Source organism: Saccharopolyspora mangrovi, from assembly GCF_035320975.1.
Classification (GTDB): Bacteria; Actinomycetota; Actinomycetes; order Mycobacteriales; family Pseudonocardiaceae; genus Saccharopolyspora; species Saccharopolyspora mangrovi.
In genome coordinates this window covers 96,115-106,520 of the sequence record NZ_JAWLNX010000024.1, presented here as the reverse complement: position 1 = coordinate 106,520, position 10,406 = coordinate 96,115, and the positions used below count along the sequence as shown (strand labels likewise).

The following is a 10,406-nucleotide window of genomic DNA, read 5'->3' as shown; positions in this document are numbered from 1 at the left end:
AGCACCCTGACCTGCACGAAGCTCTCCGGCAGGCCAAAGACGACGGCTGGGCCTCGGTGATCTGCGACGGCAAGATCTTCTCCTGCGACCGGGTCAACGAGAAGACCATCAGCGCCAAAAACACCGTCATTGACCGGTGGTACTCCGGGAAAACCCGCCAGCAGGGCGGCAACATTCAAGCTCTCGCCCTCCCAGACGGGTTCCCGATCTGGGTCAGCGACGTCGAACCAGGCTCGGTCCACGACATCACCGCCGCCGACACACACCGCCTCGGCACCCTGCACTGGGCCGCCTCCCAGCTCGACCTGCCCACCCTGGCCGACGCCGGCTACCAGGGCGCCGGAGCCGGAATCCACACCCCGGTCAAACGCTCCAAAAAACACCCCGGCAGCCCACTCACCACCGACAACCACACCTACAACCAGCTCCTGCGCAGCCTGCGCGCTCCCGGCGAACGCGCCTTCGCCCTCCTGACCGGACGCTGGCAAGCACTACGCCACTTCACCACCAGCCCCCGCAAAATCGGCCGCATCGTCCAAGCAGCACTCGTACTCACCCACCACGAACACGGCCGCCTGACCTAACCCCTACTGAGAACACCTCAATGGAAACCGGGAACGGGAGTTCCCTTGAAATCGGGGACACCGGTGGGACGGGAGGTGGGGGAGCGGTCACCAGGGGTCGAAGATGCCCCGGTGGGCGAGCCACTGGTTGACGGAGCGGTGCAGGCTGATCTCGTCGAGGGTGCGGTGGACCGTGCGGAAGGCGTAGTCGGCCTCGCTCTGCCGGATCGCACCGGTGGCCACGGCGGAGGCGAACTCCGCCGCCCTGGTGATGCGGGGACGGCCGTCGTCCGGGATCTCCAGGCTCAGCAGCAGGTCCGTGGCCGCCCAGGAGCGGGTGTCGCGGTGGATGGTGACCGCGGTGAGCGTGCTCGGGCTGGGGCGGGAGTGCCGGTTGCGCGGGCGGAACTTCGTCAGCCGCAGGCCCAGGTCGGCGAGCATCCAGGTGATCTCCACGTCGTGCTCCGGGGCGTGCGGGGTCGGGCACTCCAGGGCCAGCCCCCACCGCTCGACGTGGCAGACCGCCAGCTGGTGCACGTAGCCGGACGGATGTCTGCGCTGCGAGCTGAAGAGGTCGATGACTTCCATCAGATTGGGGGAAATCGCAGCGCTCACAGCGTCAGAGAGTAGCCGGAGAAGACGGGAACTGTGATCATCAGTACGGGCTTTTAAGATAACTTTTGCGCACTGGTCGACGGCCGAGGGAATGGCGAGCAGAAAGCCGTCGACGATCACTCCGATGGCGGTAGCGCGCGCGGCTCGGGTACTGGATCTTGGGTGGGTTGCCCGTCCCACGACAGCTCGATGTCGTTGTCCCGCAACCACTTCGGCAGGTCGTACCCGCAGCGGGTGATGCCCTCCAGCGCCGCGCAGGCCCGCCGCATCGCGCGCTCGGCCGTCTCCGGGTCGAGCAGCTCCGACTGCACGGCTAGCACGAATTCATCGACGTCGAGCAGTTCCACATCGCGGCCCTGGCGCACTTCCACGTCCAGGTAGTGGTCGACGGTCCGCCATTGGGTGTCACCCGATTCGACGTCCACCAGATCGAGGTAGAAATCGAGGTCGCGCTCGTGGCCCGGCCGCCAGTACCAGCGGGTCACCCGCAGCCCGAGCGAGGGCAGCAGCCACGACTCCAGCGCGGCGATCTTCGGCTGCCCCGGCAGCGGCCGGGCGAGGTAGAGCCCGAACGGCTCGCGGTGGAAGCGGCTCACGGTGCGCACGTGGCCCTTGGGATCGGTGTTGGTGCCCTCCGCCAGGTCGAAGACCTCGGTCTTCGGCGGATGCACGGGCAGTCCCAGACGCTCGGCGATCTCCCGCTGAGTGGTCACACGGACACTCTAAGCGCACGCATGAGGCGGGCGCGACGTTCACGCACGCCGCGCCCGCGTTCTCTCTACCAGTGTGCGCAAGTCACCTCCCAGCGGTCGGGGTCAGTGACGCTATCCATTGTCCGCCCTCATCGCCCGGAAAGCACCCCGTGACGCAACATGATGTCGGTGGGTGCTCGTACGCTGGGTCCCGTGGCTTTTGCGACTGAGCGCCCCGCACTCGACGACTCCGTGCTGGCGCACTCCGAGTTCCGCCCCGTCAGCGACATCCCCCGCGCCGACGGGCGCTTCCGCATGGTCAGCGACTACGAGCCCGCCGGCGACCAGCCGCAGGCCATCGAGGACCTGGAGCGGCGGATCAACTCCGGCGAGAAGGACGTGGTCCTGCTCGGCGCCACCGGTACCGGCAAGTCGGCCACCACCGCGTGGCTGGTCGAACGCGTGCAGCGCCCGACGCTGGTGCTGGAGCCGAACAAGACGCTGGCCGCACAGATGGCCAACGAGCTGCGCGGGTTCTTCCCGGACAACGCCGTGGAGTACTTCGTCAGCTACTACGACTACTACCAGCCCGAGGCCTACGTCCCGCAGACCGACACCTACATCGAGAAGGACTCCTCGATCAACGAGGACGTCGAGCGGCTGCGCCACTCCGCCACCTCGAACCTGCTCTCCCGCCGCGACTGCGTGGTGGTCTCCTCGGTGTCGTGCATCTACGGCCTGGGCACGCCGCAGTCCTACCTGGACCGCGCGATCCCGCTGGCGGTCGGCGGCGAGATCGACCGCGACGTGTTCCTGCGCGCGCTGGTGGACGTGCAGTACAGCCGCAACGACATCGCCTTCGCCCGCGGCACCTTCCGGGTGCGCGGCGACACCGTCGAGATCATCCCCGCCTACGAGGAGCTGGCGGTGCGGGTGGAGTTCTTCGGCGACGAGATCGACCGGCTCTACTACCTGCACCCGCTCACCGGCGAGATCGTCCGCGAGGTGCAGGAGCTGCGGATCTTCCCGGCCACCCACTACGTGGCGGGCCCGGAGCGGATGGACAAGGCGATCCGCGCCATCGAGGGCGAGCTCGAGGAGCAGCTGGCCAGGCTGGAGAAGCAGAACAAGCTGCTGGAGGCCCAGCGGCTGCGGATGCGCACCCAGTACGACATCGAGATGATGCGCCAGGTCGGCTTCTGCTCCGGCATCGAGAACTACTCGCGGCACATCGACGGCCGCGAGGCGGGTTCAGCCCCGGCCACGCTGATCGACTACTTCCCGGACGACTTCCTGCTGATCGTCGACGAGTCGCACGTGACGGTCCCGCAGATCGGCGGCATGTACGAGGGCGACGCCTCCCGCAAGCGCACCCTGGTCGAGCACGGCTTCCGGCTGCCCAGCGCGCTGGACAACCGGCCGCTGACCTTCGAGGAGTTCTCCGACCGCATCGGCCAGTCCGTCTACCTCTCGGCCACGCCCGGCCCGTACGAGATGGCCCAAGCCGGCGGTGAGTTCGTCGAGCAGGTCATCCGCCCGACCGGTCTGGTCGACCCCGAGGTGATCGTCAAGCCCACCGAGGGCCAGATCGACGACCTGGTGCACGAGATCCGCGAGCGCGCCGACCGCGACGAGCGGGTGCTGGTGACCACGTTGACCAAGAAGATGGCCGAGGACCTCACCGACTACCTGCTCGAGCTGGGCATCCGGGTGCGCTACCTGCACTCGGAGGTCGACACGCTGCGGCGGGTGGAGCTGCTGCGGCAGCTGCGGCTCGGCGAGTACGACGTGCTCATCGGCATCAACCTGCTGCGCGAGGGGCTGGACCTGCCGGAGGTCTCGCTGGTGTCCATCCTGGATGCCGACAAGGAGGGGTTCCTGCGCTCCGGAACGTCCCTGGTGCAGACCATCGGCCGTGCCGCGCGCAACGTCTCCGGTCAGGTGCACATGTACGCCGACCGGATCACCGACTCGATGCAGCACGCCATCGACGAGACCAACCGGCGGCGCGCCAAGCAGATCGCCTACAACGAAGAGCGCGGCATCGACCCGCAGCCGCTGCGCAAGAAGATCGCCGACATCCTCGACCGCGTCTACAGCGAGGCCGAGGACACCGAGGAGTCGGTGGCGGTGGGCGGTTCGGGCCGCAACACCTCGCGCGGCAAGAAGCCCTCCGGCGAGGCCGTGGCCAGCGCCGGCCTGCTGGAGGACCGCGACATCTCGTCGATGCCGCGCGCCGAGATGGCCGATCTGGTGCAGCAGCTCAACGACCAGATGATGAACGCGGCTCGGGAGCTGCAGTTCGAGCTCGCGGCGCGGCTGCGCGACGAGATCGCCGACCTGAAGAAGGAGATCCGCGGCATGGACGCCGCGGGCATCGAATGAGCGCGGGCGGAAGGTGATCAAGATCTCGCCTTCCGCATTTCGCGCGCTCCGCTCGTGTTCGCGAGTGCTGCACCCGTTCGCGCCTACTGCCGAGTTCTGGTCCTGACCTCGAACAATTCGCGTTCTAGTCCAACTTGGACTGGATTTTCCGGAATCCGCCGGCGGGTTTCGTTGAATTGATCACACGGTTCTCAGGTTTGAGTTACCAGCAATGATTACGGTCCGTTATAGGGCTCACCGAAAAGGTGGTACCCCGGTATGGTGAGTTACGGTAATTTCCCTCTCCTGCTGTGCTCACGTGGACCCCTGCGGGCTATTGCATGAAACGGAGTTTTCAAGATGGATCCCGGCCGATCGTCACGACCTCGCTTCCCCCGGGGATCTGCGGCGAACCGGCTCGAGGTCGAGTTCGTGGGGCGTGAGCCCGGCAGGCCCAGGCGACCCCGACATCCCCAATGCTGAAGGCGTGCCATTTCCCTCTCTCTCCGGTAGAGCAACGTCGCTCTTGGCGTCCCCACTGCTCGGGCCGGTGCCTGCGCACGGCTGAAGATGGGGTGGCCATTTCACCTCAGCGGAACGAATGAGACGACGAACGCGGTAATCCACCCGCGCCGAATTCCCGGCGTGCGGCCGGTTCGTCGTTCTGAACGTGCCCAGATCCGCCACGTTCGCGAACGCACCCCCTCGCGAGAGCCTTTCCAGGAAGGACCTATCGGAATGGAGTCGACCAATAGCGGTTCCGCGCACCCGGGCGCGGCGTCGGAGATGCTCGATTTCCTGCGCAGATACAGCAGAGAGCAGCTCGACTCCCGACGAATGGATGAACGACGAGGATTCCACTTATCCCTGATCCCCGACCTCGCCAACGCAGGCCTGCTCGGACTGCAAATCCCCAAGCGCTACCAGGGGCAGGAACTCTCGCATTCCGACACGATCAAGGTGTGGCGGCAGGCAGGCGCGATCGACTGCAACCTGCTCATCCTGCTCGCCGTGCACAACACCCTCGGCGTCCCACCGGTCCAGCACTTCGCGCGCGAGGACGTGCGCTCGGCGGTGCTGCCCGAGCTCGCGCAGGGGCGCAGGCTCGTGACCAGCGCGGTCAGCGAGCCGAGCATGGGCTCGCACGTCCGGGCGATCACCAGCACCGCCACCAAGCGGCCCGACGGTTCCTACGTCATCAACGGCGGCAAGCAGTGGATCTCGCTGGGCGCCGACGCCCACTACGTGAACCTCTTCGCGCGCCTGACCGATGAGAACGACCAGGACGCCGGGGTCACCGGGTTCCTCGTCGACACCTCCTCGCCCGGATTCGTGCGCGGCCCGGAGGTGATCACCCTCGGCCTCAAGGCGGTGCCGCAGAACAGCCTCAGCCTGGAGAACCTGCACGTCCCGGCCGAGGGCCTGCTGGGCGAGGAGGGCGAGGGGCTCGCCGCGGCCAAGACCGCCTTCACCCAGGGAAGGCTCATGCTGGCCACTGGCGCGCTCGGCGCGGCGATGCGCGCGCTGGAACTGACCCAGCGCTTCGCCCGCCGCCGCGAGGTCGCCACCGGGAACCTCGCCGAGAACGGGCGGATCCAGCAGATCATCGCCGAATCGGTGGCGGCGACCCAAGCCGTGGAGACGCTCGTCGAGCACATGGCCGACCGCCTGGACTCCGGCCGCGACGTGCCCGAACCGTTCTACTTCGCGGCGAAGATCCTGGGCTGCGAGCTGATGTGGCAGGTCGTCGACCGCTGCGTGCAGCTGCTCGGGGCCCGGGGGTTCGTCGACACCAACGTCGTCGGCCAGTTCTACCGGGACTACCGGCTGTTCCGGATCTTCGAGGGAACCACCGAGGCCATCACGGTCTACCTGGGCTCGATGGTCCTCAAGCAGCCGCAGCAGTTCCTGTCGATCTTCGACGACTTCGACGTGGACCCGAAGCTCGCCGAGTACGTCTCCCGGATCGACAAGCTGACCACGACCACGACCACCGGCGGCCAGCAGCGGCACATCCTGGCCGGTCAGATCGGTGAGCTCGTCTGCTGGGCGATCATGGCGGTGCTCACCGCCGATGGCCGCAACCGCTCCGCGATGAGCGCCCACACGGCGTCCTGGAGCGAGCAGCAGCTGGTCGGCAAGCTGCGCACGGCGGAGGAGAGCAGGCCGTTCGTCGAGCTGCCCACGGTCGACGAGCTCGCCCGCCACATCGATTTCGAGGCGAGCATCGGCAACGTCGAGCAGCGCCGCCCGGGCATCCAGCACGACCTCGACCTCCTCCTGCGCCGAGGCTGAGGCTCTGAAACGTGGGGGGGGGGGGGGCCCCCGGGGGGGGGGGGCCCCCCCCCCCCCCGGGGGGGGGGGGGGGGGGGGGGGGGGGCCCCCCCCCCCCCCCGACGCAGGTGGGGATCAGCCCGCCTGGAGGTCGCGTTCGCGGCGGTGGATGAGCTCGACGCCCTCACCGGCCAGGGCCTTGATGGCGTTGAGACCGTCGCGGCCCCACGGGCGCACCTCGCTGTCGATGACGCAGACCGTCCCCAGCGCCATGCCGGTCCGGTCGATCAGCGGAGCGCCCAGGTAGGAGCGGACGTTCATCTTGTCCACGACGTCGTTGCCCGCGAAGCGCGGGTAGTCGCAGACGTCTTCGAGGACCAGCGCCATGCGGCGGGCGATGACGTGCGGGCAGTAGCCGGTCTCCATCGGCGCCGAACGCGGGTCGGCGTCGGAGTTCGGGTCCTCCATCCCGGCGACCTTGGTGAACAGGCCGCCGAGGTACTGGTGGGTGTCGGTGATGAAGTTGACCATCGCGTTGGGCACGCCGAGGGTCTGGGCGACGCGCTGTGCGAACGCGTCGAACTCGGGGTCGGCGGCTTCACCCAGGCCGAGCTGGCGCAGTCGTGCGGCGCGCTCGTGCGCGTGCGAGTCGACGGGGCTGAGGTGCCGGTGTCCGGCGGCATCGAAAGTCGTCACGGGAGGCTCCGATTTCGGTGGGGGATTCGGGACGGGGTCATAAGGCGCGGGTTTCCAGCACGTGCTCGATCAGCTGCACCAGCACCGAGGCTGCGGAGCGGCGATCGCGCGCGTCGCAGACCACGACGGGGATGTGCGGTTTGATGTCCAGTGCTTGCCGTACCTCCTCGGGTTGGTAGCGGAAGCTGTTCTCGAACTGGTTGACCGCGACGAGGAAGTCGATGCCGCGGCGCTCGAAGAACTCCACGGCCGCGAAGCAGTCCTCCAGCCGGCGCGTGTCGGCCAGCACGACCGCGCCCAGCGCGCCGTCGACCAGGTCGTCCCACATGAACCAGAACCGGTCCTGCCCCGGTGTGCCGAACAGGAACAGCACGATGTTCTGCGGGTTGAACGTGATTCGACCGAAGTCCATCGCCACGGTGGTCGTGGTCTTGTCGCCCACGCCGGTCAGGTCGTCGTGCCCGACGCTGGCGACGGTGAGCGTCTCCTCCGTGGTCAGCGGCTCGATCTCGCTGACCGAATGGATGAACGTGGTCTTCCCGACTCCGAACCCACCCGCTATGAGGAACTTGAACGAGGTCGGGAATGGCTCAGAGCTGTTGGAGCCCATTCAGCAAAGCCTCCAGTTGATCGCGCTTCGGCACGTCGGCGGGTGCGTGGGTGGTGAGGGCTCCCCAATCGATGAGGTCGGAGAGCAGGACTTTGGTGACTACGGCGGGTTGCCGCAGGTGAGCGGCGACCTCGGCGACCGAGGTGGCGTGCCGGCACAGGTTCAGCATCTTGGCGTGAACCGGCTCGATCCGCTCCGGCGAGAACCGACCGGTGGACCGCACCAGCGACTGCAGCGACAGCGGCTCGCTCGGTTCGGTCCGGCCGTTGGTCAGCGAGTACGGGCGCAGCAGCGGGCCGGCTTCGTTGTCCAGCCACGGTTTGTCCGATGGTCCGGGCATGCTCACCTGCCCATCTCACCGGCGCTCCGCGCGGCGGTGGGCTGCCGCATGGGGGTAGCCAGGTGGGACGGAACTCGCTTGACGAGCTGGGCGATCTCGTAGCCGAGCACGGTGGCGTCGGCTTCCGGCGTGGCCAGCACGACGAGCACGGCCCCGCTACCGGCGGCGGAGACGAACACGACCAGGTCGTTGAACTCCACGACGACCTGCCGCACGCCGCCGCCGTTCATGCCGAACCGGCGACCGCCGTTGCGGGCCAGCGAGCACTGCGCGGCGGCCCAGGCTGCCAGAGCGTCCGCTTCGTCGTTGTCCAGACCGCGGTAGTACCGCTTGATTCCGTCCGTGGAGGCGAGCAGGGCACAGCGGGTGTGCGGGACTCGTCGGAGCAGGTCGGCGAGTAGCCAACTCAGGTCGGACGACGAGCCCGCTGCGTCATTGGCCATTTTGGAAAACGTCTCCTGACTCTTCTCACTGCGCGGGGGCAGATCTTGTGCGGGGGAGGGGGTGCGGTGCTAGGTCAGCCCTGGCTCGGTCTGTCGTCCGAAACGCCGCCTTCGACACCGGAGCGGAAGGACGCGTACAAGCTCGGGCTCGGGCCGCCCTGCGGCTTCTCCTTGGGTGCGGGAGAGCTCTCGGCCAGCTGCGGCACCAGGTAGCTGCGGGTGCGGTCGCGCCGGGGGAGCGCGGGCCGTTCGGCGTTCTCGGCGTTGCCGGGACCGGACGAAACCGCAGGCGAGGCCTCCGGAACGGTGCCGGAGTGGCGCCCGCGCTGGGGGAGCTGGTGCGCGGGGCGTTCCTCGCGGACCGCCGGTTGCGGCCCGGTCGCGTAGGCGGGCTGCTGGCCGGTGTGGCGGCCGTTGTTGAACGTCTGCGGCGCGGGCATCATCGGCGTGCGCGCGTCGTGGCCGTTGGCGCTCGGCTCGACGGTGGACAGCACGCTGGCGGAGCTCTGCGCGGCGGACTCGTCGGGCTCGACGTCGGTCTCGCCCAGCAGGTTGTTGGGGATGACCACGTGCGCGTCGGTGCCGCCGTACATGTTGTTCTCCAGCTCCACGCCGATGTGGTGCCGGTTGGCCAGCTGGGCGACCACGTACAGGCCGATGCGGCCGTCGCGCAGCTGGGCGTCTCGGTCGACCTCGTCGGGGTTGTTGAGCAACCCGTTGAGCGTGACCCGGTTGCGCTGGTCGATGCCCAGACCGCGGTCGCGGATGTCGATGGCCAGGCCCGCGGTGACGACCTGGCTGTTGATGGTCACCTGCGTGTCGGGCTCGGAGAAGGCGGTGGCGTTCTCCACCAGCTCGGCGATGAGGTGGATGACGTCGGCGACGGCGTGGCCGTGCAGCGTGCCGTCCACCGGCGGGATCACCTTGACGCGGGCGTAGTGCTCGACCTCGGCGACCGCCGAGCGCAGCACCGTGTACATCGCGACCGGCTTGCTCCACTGCCGTCGCGGCATCGAACCGCCGAGCACCGCGAGGGATTCGGCCTGCCTGCGCACACCGGTGACCAGGTGGTCCACCGCGAACAGGCCCTTGAGCAGGTCCGGGTCCTCGACCTGCTGCTCCAGCTCGTCGAGCCGCTGGATGGCGCGGTGGGCCAGGGACTGCACGCGCCGCGCGAGGTTGGCGAAGACCGCGACGCTGGGGTCGATGTTGCTGTGCGCGGGTTCGCTCTGCATCCGCACTAGCGCGAACTCGACGGCCATCTGGGCCTGCCGGAGCTCGTGGGCGAGCAGCTCGTAGGGGTTGCCCGTGACGGGCTCACCGGTGGGCCACTTGGGCGCCGGCTGCTGGCCCGCCTGGATCTGCTCGACGAGCTGGGGGAGTTCGCGGGTGCCCTGGGCGACGGTGCCGCGCAGCGACTCGATCCACTGGTGGGAGTTCCGCAGCGATTCCTGGAGCCTGGCCTGGGCTTCGTGGCCGGATTCGTGGATCCGGCGGTCGACCTCGTCGGCCAGCGCGTTCGCGCGCAGGGAGCCGATGATCACGACGGCGATGCAGGCGACGATGCCGACGGCGAGCACGGTGTAGCGCAGCTCGGGAGGCGGGACGAAGACCAGGGCGACCGCCGTGGCGGTCCCGATCAGGGCCGTCACGGCGAGGGTCACCACGACCAGCCGCAGCAGCTTCGCCCGAAGATCGTTGTGCGGTGGGGCTTCGGGGGCCCGGTCGGTTTGGGGCGCGGGTAAGGGGCTTTCAGACATCAGCGTCCTTGGTACGGGGGTGTCGGTGACGGGCACCGGGGTGCCGAAA

10 protein-coding genes are annotated in these 10,406 nt (G+C 68.4%); 3 read left to right on the top strand and 7 right to left on the bottom strand.

Translation table 11 applies throughout. The features are described 5' to 3' along the window. On the top strand, positions 1-584 hold a 584-nt coding region (locus R4I43_RS27210), incomplete at its 5' end, for a transposase family protein (RefSeq protein WP_324268538.1). Between the two features lie 87 nt (positions 585-671). On the opposite strand, the gene R4I43_RS27205 is transcribed toward R4I43_RS27210, so the two are convergent. Beyond that, positions 672-1,151 carry a hypothetical protein gene (locus R4I43_RS27205; RefSeq protein ID WP_324268537.1) on the bottom strand — a complete coding sequence of 160 codons (480 nt, stop codon included), beginning with the start codon at positions 1,149-1,151 and terminating at the stop codon, positions 672-674. A 143-nt stretch (positions 1,152-1,294) separates the two neighbouring features. Next, a complete protein-coding gene (locus R4I43_RS27200; protein WP_324268536.1) occupies positions 1,295-1,891 on the bottom strand; it encodes a DUF402 domain-containing protein in 597 nt (198 codons plus the stop codon). Positions 1,892-2,083: 192 nt separating this feature from the next. On the opposite strand from R4I43_RS27200, the gene uvrB reads away from it, so the two are divergent. Together uvrB and R4I43_RS27190 are read left to right on the top strand one after the other, a co-directional pair. Then, positions 2,084-4,255, top strand: coding sequence for an excinuclease ABC subunit UvrB (uvrB, locus tag R4I43_RS27195; protein WP_324268535.1), 2,172 nt, complete (start codon positions 2,084-2,086; stop codon positions 4,253-4,255). 549 nt (positions 4,256-4,804) lie between these two features. Then, complete coding sequence (locus R4I43_RS27190) at positions 4,805-6,529, top strand: acyl-CoA dehydrogenase family protein (protein WP_324268534.1); 1,725 nt, start codon at positions 4,805-4,807, stop codon at positions 6,527-6,529. A gap of 114 nt (positions 6,530-6,643) precedes the next feature. Here R4I43_RS27190 and R4I43_RS27185 read toward each other — a convergent pair whose 3' ends face one another. The 5 genes from R4I43_RS27185 to R4I43_RS27165 all read right to left on the bottom strand — a co-directional run bounded on the left by R4I43_RS27185 (position 6,644) and on the right by R4I43_RS27165 (position 10,357). Further along, positions 6,644-7,204: a GAF domain-containing protein gene (locus R4I43_RS27185; RefSeq protein ID WP_324268533.1), complete on the bottom strand. Its 561-nt coding sequence runs from the start codon at positions 7,202-7,204 to the stop codon at positions 6,644-6,646. Positions 7,205-7,241: 37 nt separating this feature from the next. After that, positions 7,242-7,814 carry a GTP-binding protein gene (locus R4I43_RS27180; RefSeq protein ID WP_324268532.1) on the bottom strand — a complete coding sequence of 191 codons (573 nt, stop codon included), beginning with the start codon at positions 7,812-7,814 and terminating at the stop codon, positions 7,242-7,244. Continuing rightward, the gene (locus R4I43_RS27175) at positions 7,795-8,154 is read right to left on the bottom strand and encodes a DUF742 domain-containing protein (RefSeq protein ID WP_324268531.1); all 360 of its coding nucleotides are present in this window, start codon (positions 8,152-8,154) and stop codon (positions 7,795-7,797) included. Before R4I43_RS27175 ends, R4I43_RS27180 begins: the two co-directional genes overlap by 20 nt. Before the next feature lie 2 nt (positions 8,155-8,156). Beyond that, on the bottom strand, positions 8,157-8,597 hold the full coding sequence (locus tag R4I43_RS27170) for a roadblock/LC7 domain-containing protein (protein WP_324268530.1): 441 nt from the start codon (positions 8,595-8,597) through the stop codon (positions 8,157-8,159). A gap of 74 nt (positions 8,598-8,671) precedes the next feature. Beyond that, positions 8,672-10,357 (bottom strand): sensor histidine kinase, encoded by a 1,686-nt coding sequence (locus tag R4I43_RS27165; RefSeq protein WP_324268529.1) that lies wholly within the window; start codon positions 10,355-10,357, stop codon positions 8,672-8,674. Between the last annotated feature and the right edge of the window lie 49 nt (positions 10,358-10,406).